This is a genomic window from Bordetella tumulicola (assembly GCF_965138755.1).
GTDB lineage: Bacteria > Pseudomonadota > Gammaproteobacteria > Burkholderiales > Burkholderiaceae_B > Bordetella_A > Bordetella_A tumulicola.
Map to the genome: position 1 here is coordinate 241,061 of NZ_CBCSFP010000007.1, position 14,921 is coordinate 255,981.

Below are 14,921 nucleotides of genomic sequence, written 5' to 3' on the forward strand. Positions count from 1 at the left end.
ACGGAGAGCATTTATGACTGATCATTTATCCGGATCCGTTGCCATCGCGGGTGCAGCCGAGTCGGACCTGGGCAAGGTCCCCGGGTTAAGCGCACTGGAATTGCAAGGGCAAGCCGCCCAGCGGGCCCTGCTCGACGCCGGCCTGGTACTGCGCGACGTGGACGGCATCTTCGCACACACCGACGACCGGTTCTCAAGTCTGCAAGTGGCGGAATACCTGGGTATCCGCCCCCGCTATGTCGATTCGACTAATGTGGGCGGCATGTCGAACGTGCTGCATATCCGCCATGCCATGGCCGCCATCCACGCGGGCATGTGCGACGTGGCGCTGATCACCTATGGGAGCACCCAGTTGTCGGATGGGTCGCGCAAGCTAGGCGTCGTCGCCGAAGACACGCGCAGTCCGCGCGGCCAGTTCATCACCCCTTACGGCCAACTTAGCCCTATCGGGTATTACGCCATGGTAGCCCGCCTGCACATGCACCGTTACGGCACCACGCCGCAAGCCCTGGCGGAAGTGGCGGTCGCGGCGCGACAGTGGGCGATGCTGAACCCCAAAGCCTACAAACGGGACCCGCTGTCCATCGACGACGTACTGGCGTCGGCCTACATCGCCGAACCGCTGCGCCAACGAGATTGCTGCCTGGTTACCGATGCGGGGGGTGCGCTAGTCGTCACCACCGCCGAACGCGCGCGCGACCTGGCGCGACCGCCGGTGTACGTGCGCGGCATCGCCGAGACCTTCGCGCACCACTACACGCCTTTCAATACCGGCGATTGGCTCGACACGGACGTAGCCAAGACAGCCGACCAGGCGCTGGCCATGGCTGGCGTGTCACGCAGCGACATCGATGTGGTGCAGATCTATGACCACTTCACCATCGGCGTCATCCAGTCACTGGAAGAACTGGGCTTCTGCAAGCGCGGCGAGGGCAAGGATTTCGTGGCGGGCGGACGGCTGGGGCCAGACGGGGCCTTCCCCATCAACACGTCCGGCGGCGGGCTGTCGTACAACCACCCCGGCATGTTTGGCATGCTGCTGGTGATCGAAGCAGTGAAACAACTGCGCGGCGAGTGCGGCCAACGCCAGTTGCCCGACCCCAGGCTAGCCATGGTGCACGCGCCGGGGCTGGTGTTTTCCGCCAATACCACTATGATTCTTGGAGTATGAGCATGACCTCCGGACAACGCCCCATCCCCCAGCCCACTGACATTACGCGCCCCTACTGGGAGGCCGCTGCAGCTCATAAACTGGTGATCCAGGAATGCCAGGCCTGCGGCGCGCGCCAGTTCTACCCGCGCGGATTCTGCATTGCCTGCCTATCCGACCAACTGCAGTGGATGCCCTGCAGCGGCAAAGGCACAATCTATACATTTACGGTAAATCACCGGGCCGCCCACAGCTACATGAAAGAGCGCCTGCCGTATGTGGTAGCGGCCATCGACCTGGACGAAGGCACCCGGATGATGGCCAACATCGTCGATTCGCCGCCCGACGCCGTGCATATGGGAGCGCGCGTGCAGGTCGTGTTCGAGGATTTGCCCGATGGCATGGCTCTGCCGCAGTTTCGCCTTCAGACCTAGATCAGGTCGCGCCTGATCGCGCGCGCGATAACCGGCGAACTGTCTATCGCCGCGCTGGCGCCGTATTCCCTAACACGCTTCGGATAAGCCGCAGCCGCCTATTCTTCGATCAAGCAATCCACGTAATACCGCTTTTCGCCGTCCGGTCCCGTTTCTTCGCCCAAACCATGGATATAGGTCTCGAACCCCGGGAAGCGCTCATTAAAGTCGCGTGCGAATTGCAGGTACTGCACAATCGTGCGGTTAAAGCGCTCGCCCGGGATCAGCAGGGGAATACCCGGCGGATAGGGTGTCAGCAATACACCGGTGACGCGGCCTTCGAGCTGGGAGATTTCCACACGTTCGACCTCGCGGTGCGCCATCCGTGCAAAAGCATCCGACGGCTTGAGCGCAGGCACCATATCGCTCAGGTACATCTCGGTGGTCAGGCGCGCAACGTCATTGGAACGATAAGCCTCGTGAATTTGCTGGCACAAATCATGCAGGCCCATCCGCTCATAGCGGCGATGGCCACGGCAGAAATCGGGCAAGATGCGCCACAGTGGCTGATTGCGGTCATAGTCGTCCTTGAACTGCTGCAAAGCAGTCAAGAGCGTATTCCAACGGCCTTTGGTAATGCCGATCGTAAACAGAATAAAGAACGAATACAGACCGGTTTTCTCAACCACGACCCCGTGCTCGGTCAGATATTTGGACACCAGCGCGGCCGGGATCCCGGTCTCGCCAAAGCTGCCCGACATATCCAGTCCCGGAGTGACCACGGTTGCCTTGATCGGGTCCAGCATGTTGAATCCTTCGGCCATCTCACCAAAGCCGTGCCAATGATCATTGGCCTCGAGGATCCAATCGTCGCGATGGCCAATACCGTCTGGCACCAGACGATTGGGGCCCCACACCTTGAACCACCAATCGTTCTTACCGAATTCGGATTCCACCTTGCGCATCGCGCGACGGAAATCCATCGCCTCACGGATGCTCTCCTCGACCAGCGCGGTGCCGCCCGGCGGCTCCATCATCGCCGCCGCCACATCGCACGACGCGATGATCGCGTACTGCGGGGAGGTCGAGGTGTGCATCAAATAGGCTTCGTTAAAAATATTGCGATCCAGTTTGCGCGATTCGGACTCTTGCACGATGATCTGCGAGGCTTGGGAAATACCGGCCAGCAGCTTGTGCGTCGAGTGCGTGGCAAACACCATCGGTCCCTGCGGACGTGGACGATTCTGGCCGATCGCATGCATGTCCTGGTAATACTCGTGAAACGACGCGTGCGGCAGCCAGGCTTCGTCAAAATGCAGCGTGTCGATGTAGTCGCCCAGTTTTTGCTTGATCATCTCGACGTTGTAGATGACACCGTCATAGGTGCTTTGGGTCAACGTCAGGATGCGGGGCTTTTTGTTGACCGCTTCGCGCGCAAAGGGATTGGCCTCGATTTTCTTTTTGATGTTTTCGGGATCAAATTCCTCGAGCGGGATCGGCCCGATAATGCCCAGGTGATTGCGCGTCGGTCGCAAAAACACCGGGATCGCCCCCGTCATCGTGATCGCATGCAGAATTGACTTGTGGCAGTTACGGTCGACCACCACCACGTCGTCCGCCGCAACGTTGGCGTGCCACACGACCTTATTGGACGTGGACGTACCATTGGTCACGAAAAAGCAATGATCGGCATGAAAAATGCGCGCGGCATTCAGCTCGGATTCGGCCACCGGACCGGTGTGATCCAGCAACTGTCCCAACTCGTCCACCGCGTTGCAGACGTCGGCACGCAGCATGTTCTCGCCAAAAAATTGGTGGAACATCTGTCCGACGGGGCTCTTCAGAAACGCCACGCCACCTGAGTGGCCAGGGCAGTGCCATGAATACGAGCCGTCCTGGGCGTAGTTGACCAGTTCCCGGAAAAACGGCGGAGCCAGGCTGTCAACGTAGCTACGTGCCTCGCGGATGATATGACGCGCCACGAACTCCGGCGTGTCCTCAAACATGTGAATAAAGCCGTGCAGCTCACGCAGAATATCGTTCGGAATATGCTCGGACGTCCGTGTCTCACCGTATAGATAGATCGGGATGTCAGCATTGCGAAAACGCAGTTCACCGATAAAGCTGCGCAGCTTTTTGATCGCACCCGCCACGTCTTCGGGCGAATCAACGTCGAACTCCTCGTCGTCGATCGACAGAATAAAGGCGCTGGCACGACTCTGCTGCTGCGCAAACGAGCTCAGGTCGCCATAGCTGGTGACACCGATGACCTCGACACCTTCGGCCTCGATCGCCGTCGCTAATGCACGAACCCCCAAACCCGAGGCGTTCTCGGAACGATAGTCTTCGTCGATGATGAAAATGGGGAAGCGGAATTTCATGCGGGCGCTCCTGAGGCACGGCCAAAACGGAGGCGAGTGTACAGCGAGATGAGGACAACAGGTTGACAGCCCGGCCCTTTGGGGCAGACATTTACAACCTGTTGAGGCGTATCAATTGATAGTACCGGATTGTCGCGAGTCCACGGCGCGGACATATCGCTGGAAAAATGCCAGCAAGGACTCGGTCGACCCCTGGCGCACGCGCTGCTCGACTTTGGAAATCGCGCACAGGCAAACATCGAAGTCAGGTTCACCAGTCACCAGAACGACGGGATCGTCATCGTCGCAGACCTCGTATAGCCCGCCATACTGCCGGCGGCAGAGCTCGTATAAGTACGCAGCAGCACCGACGGTCTGCATCGGCGTCAGCGAGAGACGCCCTTGATAGACCTCGTCGAGCACAGCGTCCAGGGCCTGCACGCTCTGGGGGGAATAATCTAGCGCTCCATGATTGGGCACAACGGCCAAAAAATCCTCGGCCGCCGCGTTGACGCGCTCGATGAACTCATCTTGCACGTCGACTTCTACTTGCTGGGTGCTTTTGTGGAAACCAAACATCCTGGGCTCCTGCGCCGGTAACCCCGCGCATGACATAAGCCCATTATATTTGCCGCATGTACGCAGCCGCAGCGCATTATCGAGACCAGTGTGACCTGGTTACGAACGCGCACGTCATGTCATCTGAGCCTCAACCCCATACGTGGCGTGCTTTCCGGTGGGCCATGCACCGTCTGGCGTGAGCATGCGCGCCTTATCCCGACACGTCATGACACGCGTTTTTGTTGCATTAACACCACATTACGCGCACATTGGCGCCCCTTCGCGCGAACGAATCAACGGCGGACAAACCCGTCAACCCGGCCGTCGCCCGATCACCGACTCAATCAGGTACGCGGCAAGGTCACGCCGCGCTGGCCCTGGTATTTGCCGCCACGATCGCGGTAGGACGTCTCGCAGACCTCGTCGCTTTCCAGAAACAACATCTGCGCGCAGCCTTCGCCCGCGTAGATCTTGGCCGGCAATGGCGTCGTATTGGAAAACTCGAGCGTGACGTGGCCTTCCCATTCGGGCTCAAGCGGCGTCACATTGACGATGATGCCGCAGCGGGCATACGTGCTTTTGCCCACGCAAATCGTCAGCACACTGCGCGGGATACGGAAAAACTCGACCGTACGCGCCAAGGCAAATGAATTGGGGGGAATGATGCACACATCACCCGAAAAATCCACGAACGACTTTTCGTCGAATTGCTTGGGATCGACGATCGTGGAATTGATGTTCGTAAAAATTTTGAATTCGGTGGCGCAACGCACGTCGTAGCCATAGCTGCTGGTGCCATAGCTGACGATACGGCCGCCATTGGCGGCCGTGCGTACTTGGCCCGGCTCGTACGGTTCAATCATGCCGGCCTCGGCCGCACGTCGGATCCAGCGGTCGCTTTTAATGCTCATGGTAATAATTCGCCCAGGTTGATTGACAGCTATTTTATCGTTTCGCCAGACCGGCCGACCGGATCAATCCATGAAGAACGTCCGGTACACCAGCGCAAGCCCATTGACCGCCCCTCCCTTCAGATCCAGCGACCATCGACGGGAGAGCTCATAACTGGCGCGTCCGACCGTTTCCGAGCCCGACATCGCTTGCTCGACACTGAGCGTAATCCCGTTGGCAAAATGCTTGCTGGCCACCAGGAACTGCGTCGCCAACTCACTATTGCTGTCCAGGTTAACCTGACTGGCCACCGTGCGGTCCGGCAGCAGACTGCCTGAACTGCCAATGGCGCCCGAGCGGATACTGACGTCATCCAGCCCGAACTGCTTGTAGAACGGCTGCCCGCCACCCAGGAGCGCCGCCCCCACCGACAGCAGCAGGGCCGCGTCATTACCATTTTCATCCGGACCGCGCCCGAGGACCAACCAGGATAGTTTTTCGACGTCGCTGACATCGGGATACGACACTAGGTCAATGCGTGGACGCTGCGCCGTGCCCCCGACCTTGACGCCCGCCTCGACCTGATCGCCGGTGCGTAGCGCCTCGATATCCAGGAGAGGATTATCCAGGCGCCCCTGGAAAGTCAGCGTACCGCGCCGCAGCCGCAACTTCTGTCCATAGGCCTCGATGCCCCCGCCGCGCGTGCGCAACGCGCCCACGCCCGTCAATCGACCGTCCCCCATATGAATCTGGATGGAGCCCAATAGCCCGGCGTCCAGGCCCATGCCTGTAATGTAAAAGCGGGGACCCATATCGAACTTCAAACTCATCGACATCTGTATCGGCGATGATTTCTTCTCTTCGGCGTCGCCCGCCTTGATCACGCGTACGTCTTCATCGAGGCTGGGCACACCTTGCAGGATTTCCAGACTGAACCAACCAGCGTCCGCCGTCAGATCACCGGTAATCGACAATCGCGGCAACTGAGCATCGACATCTACGGTCCCCGACACCATGGCATAGCGATCCGAGCGCTGCAGCGCGGGGAATCGATGCAGCTTCAGATGGATCTGCCCCTGCGCCGTCTGCAGATCCCATTGCCCCGTTGCCTCGGCATAACCGTCCTTGGCATCGGGATTGCTGGTAATCCATTCTCGGGTACGCCACTCGTCCGGCATGACGCGCAGCGACGCCGGGAATCTGAGTTTATCCAGCACCAGGCGCGTCCCGTCCAGGTGCGCCTCCAACGTACCATCGATCAGACGCACGCCCTCGTCAATACGTACCACACGCAGCGCCTGGCCGCGAATCGTACCCGTGGTTTTCCACTGGCCTTTCAGCGTGCCGGTCGCCTCTACCTTGGCCTGCACTTTGCCGCGAACTTCCATGGTGTCACCGACAAACAGGTCCACCCAAGTCAGATCAGTAATATCCGCGTCCAGATTCACACTCATCGGACGGCGTTCGTCCAGCGCCAGCGAGCCATCGGCGCCTGCGACCAACACCGCGTTGGCCGCGCCGGTAATCGTGCCCATTTTCTTCGTGCGCACATCCAGCGTCGCCGCCAAACGGCTGGCGCCGCCCCCGGTTGGCGTCGCCTTGACGTCCACAACCAGATCGGTCAATCCGAGCGGAATCGGCGGGTCGCCCGGAATGCGTAGGTCGCCATCACGGCGCGCAACGCGCNCCGTACCCGATAGCGCCCCCGCAAACTGCAAATCCCAGGAAGCATCCAGGGCGATCCGCCGCTGTCCATCGGAAGGAGACGTATTGACACGCTGCCGACGCTCTCTCACCGCCTCAGGATCCAGGGCATGCATGATCTGGCGCAGCATGGATCTCGTGATAACCAGGTTGTCGGCGCGACCGGCCGTCTGCCACCGCCCCGGCCCGCCACGGGAACCTTGATGGGCAATCACGGCACGCTGTTTGTCTGGGAGCGTTGCCGTGAGTTGTGTAGCGCCCACTTCCCATTGCCATAGCGGTGCAGCCGCTTGCGGTAAAAAGGACAGCGCCACAGGCTGCAACGCCACCGCAAAGTTCATCGAGCCGGCGCTCAATCGCTCGATTTTGCCGCGCCAGCCTATCTGCGCAGCGGAAGCGGCCGGCGCAGTGGGAGACGTCCCCGGCGCCGCGGCGACAGCGGACTGACCGGCCTGATTAGCGCGATCCGCGGGAGGTAGCCGACGCTCCCCACCCGGCCCCCAACCACCGGAAAAAACCAATTCAGCCTGCATCGGTGCGCGTCCCAGCGTGTCCGCGCGGGCATTGCCCGGGGTATAACGCGCCGTGAGTTGCCCACGATGCTGCGCCAGACGACCGTCCAGCTTGCCTTTCAGGGAAGCGCCACCCGGCAGGTCCGGCCAGAAGGCGTCCAGCCGCGGCGTATTGGCATCCAGGGTTAGCGCCCCTTCGCCCTGACTAAGCTCACCCTGCGCGCGCACCCGGTTGGGACCCAGCGTCACGTCAAGCAACAGGTCACGCAATTGAAAACCGGCCAGCGGATCATCGGCACGGGTCGCGGACGCCGTCGACGATGAGGGCGCTGAGGGCGTGACGGTGGGCGCCGCAGGCTCAGATGTCGGAGTGGGGGTCGATGCAGCCGGCGCAGGTAACGCATCAATACGTCCGCTCAACGTCCCCGCCAGCGCATGCTTATTCCAGCGACTGCCCTTGGCGATCGTGGCCTGGATCGACGCGTGCCGCACATCAACGACATCGGCCACCTGCGCATCGACCGCCATGCGTGCGGTCAGCAACGCTGGCGGAATCACATCACCCACCAGATTACCCAGATCCAGGCGGTCGGCATCGAGCGTGGCAACGAGCCGGTCTATGCCCGGTTGCTGCGCAATGGGCTGACGATCCAGCGTGACGGTCAGTCCAGACTGATCACTCAACCGCATATTCACATTGGCGGTACGCAGCGGAAAGGGCTGATCAAACGCCAGCCCCGTCTGCGCCAACAATGTCAGCGCGCCATCGGCCGTCGCCCCATCCAGGCTCACCTTCAATTGCTCCAGCGACCCCTCGGCCTGCATCTGCACAGTCGCGGCACACTTTTCGGTCGGCATCGTCTCGGCATTGTCGGCGGCCTTTCGGGGGGATTCCGTCGGCGCGCCGTTTTTGGATTCGACCTTTTTGGACGTCGCCTTCTTGGACTTTGCCAACGCACCATTTTTCGACTTCGTTGGTGCCACCGCCTTCGAGGAACGCTGCGCGGCCAACATGCGACTGGCACATAGCGGGGAATCCTTCCCGAGACCTTGAGCCATGACGTTCAGCGTCGCCCGCAGCGGCCATGGATCCGCCAGCTCCCGCACATTCAACTGGCCGCTCAAATCCGCCAATACCTGCTCATGCGCCACATGCACGCGATCAATGGTTAGCCGGGCACCCGCCTCATCGACCCCCAAGCTCGCGGCTAAATTACTGACTGACACCGGAATGGGCTCACCCTCCAGCGTCACGTCCAGCGCCCCCACGGCGAACCGGTCGACCGTCACCTTGCCGGGCAATTCGGGCATCACGAACGGCTCGTCAGGCGTTAGTGGTTCGGATTCCTCCGGCGTCGAAGTCAAGTCCACCTTTACCTTGCCGGCGGACAATTCCTGCACGTGCAACCGCCGATATCCCAATTCGCTCCAGCCCACATCCAATCGAAGATCGGTCAAGTCCACCGCCGTCCCCGGGAACGCCAACTGCAACCGTCCAACCTGCAGCCCACTCAGTATCGTGCCCTGGATATCGTCGGCCTGGCCATCAAACTGCTGTGCCACCACGTTCAGCAGCATCCGCGTTCCCGGCTGCGTTCCGGTCAGCCACAGCGCAAACGCGCACAACAGCACCACCAACGCAATCGGCAGAGGCAGCCACCATATCAACACGTGGCGCAACAGAGCTCGAAACGCATTCAAAACGCGATCCCCAACGAAAAATGCAGACGCAGGTCACGTTCTTTTTGACCGTATGCCAAATCCAAAAAAATTGGGCCCGCCGGTGTCCGCACCCGTAACCCAGCGCCGTAGCCCACGTGCCACTCCATCTCGCCGAACGACTCCGCGGCATCGCCCGCATCCACAAAGACCCCCATCCCCCAGCGCTCGTCGAAGTAATGGTCGTATTCAAGGCTGGCCACGGCCAGCGTGGGCGCGCCCACCACCGCATCGTCCAGTTCCACGCCGATGCTTTGATAACGGTAGCCACGAATAGAACGCGCCCCCCCCGTGCGGAAACCAAAATCATCAGGCACTCGCGTCTGCGAATCAGACCAGACCCGACCCACCTCGCCTCGCAACGTCAGCACATCGCGCTCGCCCACCGGCCACCACTTCTGGCCACGCAAGCGAGCTCGGAAAAAGGGCTTGCCGGTGTCCAATACCACCCCGGCGCCTCCGCCGACCGCAATAAGATTGCCTTCGCGCGGATCGTATTTGTTATCGACGTCACGCCGCAGCCATTCCGATGTCAGCGTCGCCGTGGGCAAATTGAACTCGTCGCCACCATCGATTTTGACTTTGTCATACGCCAGCAAAACCCCCCAGCGGTTTTCGTATTCGACCCGGCTATCGCCCGCCCCTTTTCGTTCGCGTAGCCGCGTCGCCCCGAGCGCCACGCGACGCACGTCCAACCCCTGGATGTCCGAATGACTGGCCAACACGCCAATAGAATCTTTTTGTCCCTTTTCATCAGGCGGTAAATGAAAGTCGGCAAAAGCGCGTTGTTCCAAACGATCCAGGCTGATGCCACTCTCCAACGTGACAGGCAAGCCAAACACCACGTTTTGCCGATACATCACCTCGCCACGGACGCCCGCCTCGTCATCCACGCCAATGGAAGTGCTCAAACGCCGGGCCGGCCCCTCCACCACACGCACATCGACGGGAAGCGTGACCTCCCCATCCGAATCTCGTGCAGGCATCGGCGTTGCTGTGGCGCCACCCGACACCGCGGGATCCCCGCCGGGCGTCGCCGCGGCCAGCTCACTCGGCCCCCCCCGTCCGGCAGCAGGCGCATCTTCCGACGACGGCGTCCCCAGCGTCACGAATGCACCACGAAAAAACGAGGTCGATTGCAGATCCTGCTGCCACCCATCGAGCTTGTCCTGGCTATACGGCTCACCTTTGTCGTAGCGTACATAACGGTTCGCCAATGACTCGGGCACACGTTTGAATCCCTGTGTGTTCAGGGACCCCATGCGCACCAGCGGGCCACTATCGATCGTTATCGCCAGATGCACCTCGGCGGAATCGGCAAACACCGCCGCATCCGACCGTGTCATGTACGCCATCATGAAATCGCGCGACGACACCGCCTCCAGGAGAGCCGACTTGGCCTTGTTCCACTCACTGTTAACAAAGGGCTGCCCAACGGCCAGCGACCAATTTTTGCGCAACTCGGCGATGCGCTGCGCATACTCTGGCCGCGTCACCCTCCCCGTGAATTGCAAATCGACCGCGGTCACGACCGCGCGCTTACCCGGCTCAATCGAAATATCCCAGGTTTCCCCAGCGACATCGGTACCCGCATCGAGCGTGACGATGGGCGTGAAATACCCTTGTGTCGCCAACGCGGCCACTGCGGCGTCGCGAGCGCGACGCCGCAGGCGACTGAGTTCTCCTCCGTCCTGATCATCGGCCAACCGGGTGATCGCAGCCACCGCCTCGGTAATCGACGTCAGGGCCGCAGGGGGCACGCCGCCCGGGTCGATGATGACCTCGGGCGCCTGCGCACGCACACTACCCGCCATGCCCAACAACCCTGCCAGTATCAGCGCTACCGCGACCCGCATACGTCAGCTCGACGGCTGCACGACAATGGACGGCAACTTGCCCGCCATATCGCGTGGCAGCGCCGCGACACCGACCGCGACCTTGCGCGCGATATCGCGATAATGCCGTGCGGCCTCGCCGTCCGGTTCGGACACCATGGTGGGACGCCCCGAGTCGGTTTGTTCGCGAATGCGCATCATCAGCGGCAGGCTACCTAGCCAGGGGGTTTGATACTGTTCGGCCATGCGTTGCCCGCCCCCTTCGCCAAAAATGTGCTCGGCGTGACCACATTGGGTGCAAATATGCACCGCCATGTTTTCGACCACACCCAGGATCGGAACGTCGACCTTTTGGAACATGCGCAACCCCTTGCGGGCATCCGATAGCGCCAAGTCTTGCGGCGTCGTCACAATCACCGCGCCCACCACTGGCACCTTCTGCGCCAGGGTCAGCGCCAGATCACCCGTCCCCGGTGGCATATCAATAATCAGATAATCCAGATTTCCCCAATTGGTCTGATTCAGCATCTGTTCGAGCGCCCGGCTGACCATGGGGCCGCGCCAGATAGTCGGCGCATCCGCATCAATCAAAAATCCGATTGAATTCGCCTCCAGACCGTGTCCGATCAGAGGCTCCATCGTCTTATTGTCATGACTGGCGGGACGACCGGCGATCCCCAACATGGTAGGTACGCTAGGGCCATAGATGTCGGCATCCAGAATGCCGACCCTCGCCCCGTCGGCCGCGAGAGCCAGCGCCAGATTGACCGCCGTCGTGCTCTTGCCCACACCTCCCTTGCCCGAGGCTACAGCAATAATATTGCGCACATTTGGCAGCGGTTTGAGGCCGCGCTGCACCGCGTGGCTCTGTACGGCCCAACATACGGTCACCTGAGCTTGCGAAGCACCCGCCCGGATCAGCGCCTGCTGAGCGGCCTGCTCAATACGCGCCGCGATGGCGTCGGCCGGGTATCCCAGCCGCAACGTGACCGTGACCGACGTACCGTCGAGTTGAATGTCACTATTTTTTACAAATGACCTCGACACCGAGCTCGCAGCCGGGCTCCCGGAATCTGGCGAGTCTGTTACCGTCTGCAAAGCAGCACGAACTTCCGCTATCGTTATACTCATTACTCTCATTCCCTAGGCAGGAGGGCTTCGCGCCCGCCGCTACCCTCCAAGGATAGCGGATACACGGGAACCTTTTCTCCTGTTTTGCATCCGACCATCATGATCGACACTATTTCCCGATTCCTCCGCGCCGTTGCCTTCGCCGTCTTGGCTCTAGTCGGCATGGTCATGGCATTGGCCTTCATGATATCGACCGCCATCGCGGTCGGCATCCTGTACATCGTGGCCAAAGTCCGTGGCAAGCCCTTTGGCGTGCGCGCCTACTGGAGCCAGCGCCAGACCACCCGCGGCAATTCCTTCCGGCCCGGCTCGGCATCCTCGTCGTCCTTTACCCCGCCGCGTGGCGAGGTCATCGACGTCGAAGTCCGCGAAATCCGCTAAGCGCCCGGCTTCACCGGCAGCCTGCCCTCGTCGCGCCTGCGCGTGACGGCGCGTCTCGACGTATCATTGTGTTCCCCCTGCCCCGGCCCGAGCTGGCGCAGGGGGCTGCATTTTCCGTCCCAATCACTTCCTCTGGCACGACCGTTAAAATAACGGTCTGTCCTTTCCTGAACCGCCATCCACGACATGTCCCGCACCCTATTCGTCACGACCGCGCTTCCCTACGCAAACGGATCCTTCCATATCGGCCACATCATGGAATATATCCAGGCCGACATCTGGGTTCGCACCATGCGCATGGCCGGCCACACGGTGCACTTCGTGGGAGCGGACGACGCGCATGGCGCGCCCATCATGCTGAAAGCCGAAAAGGAAGGTATTTCGCCGCGTGACCTGGTGGCCCGCTACGCCGCTGAACGTCCACGCTACCTGGACGGTTTTCATATCCGCTTTGACCACTGGCATTCGACCGACTCCGACGAAAACGTCGCGTTGTCGCATGACATCTATCGAGCGCTCAAAGAACAAGACCTGATCGAAACCCGCGCCATTGAACAGTTCTATGACCCCCTGAAGGGCATGTTCCTGGCCGATCGCTACATCAAGGGCGAATGCCCAAAATGCCACGCTAAAGACCAATACGGTGATTCATGCGAGGTCTGCGGCGCGGTCTATGCGCCCACCGAGTTGATCAATCCGTACTCGGCATTGACCGGCGCCACGCCCGTTCTGAAATCCTCCGAGCATTTTTTCTTCAAACTGTCAGATCCGCGCTGCGTCGAGTTTCTGCAAAACTGGACCACCGGCACCAACCGCATTGGCCTCAAGCACTTGCAATCCGAGGTTCAGGCCAAAACGCGCGAATGGCTGGGTGGCGACGACGGCCAAGCCAAGCTCGGTGATTGGGATATCTCGCGCGATGCGCCGTATTTCGGCATTGAAATCCCTGACGCCCCCGGCAAGTATTTCTACGTCTGGCTGGACGCGCCCGTCGGCTACCTGGCCTCGCTGAAGTCATACTGCACCAAAGAAGGCCTGGATTTCGATGCCTTGCTGGATCCGCAGGGCAGCACCGAACAAGTGCACTTCATCGGCAAAGACATCATTTACTTTCACGCACTGTTCTGGCCGGCCATGCTGAAATTTGCGGGCCGCAAAACGCCGGACGCGCTCAACGTGCATGGTTTCATCACGGTCAGCGGCGAAAAAATGTCCAAGAGCCGTGGCACCGGCATCTCGCCACTACGCTATCTGGACATCGGCATGAACGCCGAATGGCTGCGTTACTACATTGCCGCCAAGCTCAACGCCAAGGTCGAAGACATCGATTTCAACCCCGATGATTTCATCGCGCGCGTCAACAGCGACCTAGTCGGAAAATACGTCAACATCGCCAGCCGTGCCGCCAACTTCATCACCAAGCATTTCGACGGCGCGCTAGCCTACACGGGCGATACTGATTCCCTCTCGGCCGAGTTTGCGGCCCAGGCTGAATCCGTCCGCGCGGCATTCGAGGCCCGTGAATACAACCGCGCCATTCGCGAAATCATGGCCTATGCCGACGGGATCAACCAGGCGTTCGACACCGCCCAGCCCTGGGTGCTGGCAAAAGGCATCGGCACGGCTGACGCCGCCCAGAAAGCCGCGCTACAAGACATCTGCTCGCGCTCGCTGGCAGGTTTCAAGGCCCTGTCGGTCATGTTGACCCCCGTTCTGCCGGCCCTGACCGAACGCGTCGCCTGCGACCTGTTCGGCGCACAACAGGCTTACACCTGGGCGGATGCCGCCGTGCTGCCGCAGCAGGTCACCCCCTTTAAACACCTGATGCAACGCGTGGATCCGACCATGCTGGACAAACTCTTCGAACCGCCTGTCGCGCCCGAACCGGCCGCGCCGACCCCGGGCGGGGAGGCCATCGCCGACACCATCACCATCGACGATTTCGCCAAAATCGACCTGCGTATCGCGCAAATCGTCGACTGCCAGCATGTCGAAGGTTCGACCAAGCTGCTGCAACTCACCCTCGACGTCGGCGAAGGCCGTCATCGCAACGTGTTTTCCGGCATCAAGTCCGCCTATAAGCCTGAAGATCTGGTCGGAAAACTCACGGTCATGGTCGCCAACCTGGCGCCGCGCAAAATGAAATTCGGCATCTCCGAAGGCATGGTACTGGCAGCCAGTCACACCGATGACTCGGTCGATACGGGGATTTATGTGCTTGCACCCTGGCCTGGCGCCAAGCCCGGGATGCGCGTGCGCTAAGC

At 60.8% G+C, this 14,921-nt stretch carries 10 protein-coding genes; 4 read left to right on the forward strand and 6 right to left on the reverse strand.

All coding sequences use genetic code 11. The features are described 5' to 3' along the window. The first annotated feature begins 13 nt into the window (after positions 1-13). Together ACNAZS_RS18275 and ACNAZS_RS18280 are read left to right on the forward strand one after the other, a co-directional pair. A complete protein-coding gene (locus tag ACNAZS_RS18275; protein WP_415791906.1) occupies positions 14-1,171 on the forward strand; it encodes an acetyl-CoA acetyltransferase in 1,158 nt (385 codons plus the stop codon). Positions 1,172-1,173: 2 nt separating this feature from the next. After that, on the forward strand, positions 1,174-1,584 hold the full coding sequence (locus ACNAZS_RS18280) for a Zn-ribbon domain-containing OB-fold protein (RefSeq protein ID WP_415791908.1): 411 nt from the start codon (positions 1,174-1,176) through the stop codon (positions 1,582-1,584). 98 nt (positions 1,585-1,682) lie between these two features. Here the strand turns inward: ACNAZS_RS18280 and ACNAZS_RS18285 are convergent, their stop codons facing one another. The 6 genes from ACNAZS_RS18285 to apbC form a co-directional block, all read right to left on the reverse strand. Further along, positions 1,683-3,944, reverse strand: a complete 2,262-nt coding sequence (locus ACNAZS_RS18285) for an Orn/Lys/Arg family decarboxylase (RefSeq protein WP_415791910.1) — start codon at positions 3,942-3,944, stop codon at positions 1,683-1,685. Between the two features lie 111 nt (positions 3,945-4,055). Further along, on the reverse strand, positions 4,056-4,502 hold the full coding sequence (locus ACNAZS_RS18290; protein ID WP_415791912.1) for a hypothetical protein: 447 nt from the start codon (positions 4,500-4,502) through the stop codon (positions 4,056-4,058). A gap of 326 nt (positions 4,503-4,828) precedes the next feature. Further along, the gene (dcd, locus tag ACNAZS_RS18295) at positions 4,829-5,395 is read right to left on the reverse strand and encodes a dCTP deaminase (protein ID WP_415791914.1); all 567 of its coding nucleotides are present in this window, start codon (positions 5,393-5,395) and stop codon (positions 4,829-4,831) included. Positions 5,396-5,458: 63 nt separating this feature from the next. Then, a partial coding sequence (locus ACNAZS_RS18300; protein ID WP_415791916.1) for a translocation/assembly module TamB domain-containing protein occupies positions 5,459-7,061 on the reverse strand: 1,603 nt, incomplete at its 5' end. A 2,227-nt stretch (positions 7,062-9,288) separates the two neighbouring features. Next, positions 9,289-11,166 (reverse strand): autotransporter assembly complex protein TamA, encoded by a 1,878-nt coding sequence (locus tag ACNAZS_RS18305; protein ID WP_415791918.1) that lies wholly within the window; start codon positions 11,164-11,166, stop codon positions 9,289-9,291. Positions 11,167-11,169: 3 nt separating this feature from the next. Next, positions 11,170-12,276 carry an iron-sulfur cluster carrier protein ApbC gene (gene apbC / locus ACNAZS_RS18310; protein ID WP_415791920.1) on the reverse strand — a complete coding sequence of 369 codons (1,107 nt, stop codon included), beginning with the start codon at positions 12,274-12,276 and terminating at the stop codon, positions 11,170-11,172. A 99-nt stretch (positions 12,277-12,375) separates the two neighbouring features. On the opposite strand from apbC, the gene ACNAZS_RS18315 reads away from it, so the two are divergent. Both ACNAZS_RS18315 and metG read left to right on the forward strand, forming a co-directional pair. Then, on the forward strand, positions 12,376-12,657 hold the full coding sequence (locus ACNAZS_RS18315) for a hypothetical protein (protein ID WP_415791922.1): 282 nt from the start codon (positions 12,376-12,378) through the stop codon (positions 12,655-12,657). Positions 12,658-12,843: 186 nt separating this feature from the next. After that, positions 12,844-14,919 (forward strand): methionine--tRNA ligase, encoded by a 2,076-nt coding sequence (metG, locus tag ACNAZS_RS18320; protein ID WP_415791924.1) that lies wholly within the window; start codon positions 12,844-12,846, stop codon positions 14,917-14,919. Positions 14,920-14,921 lie beyond the last annotated feature (2 nt).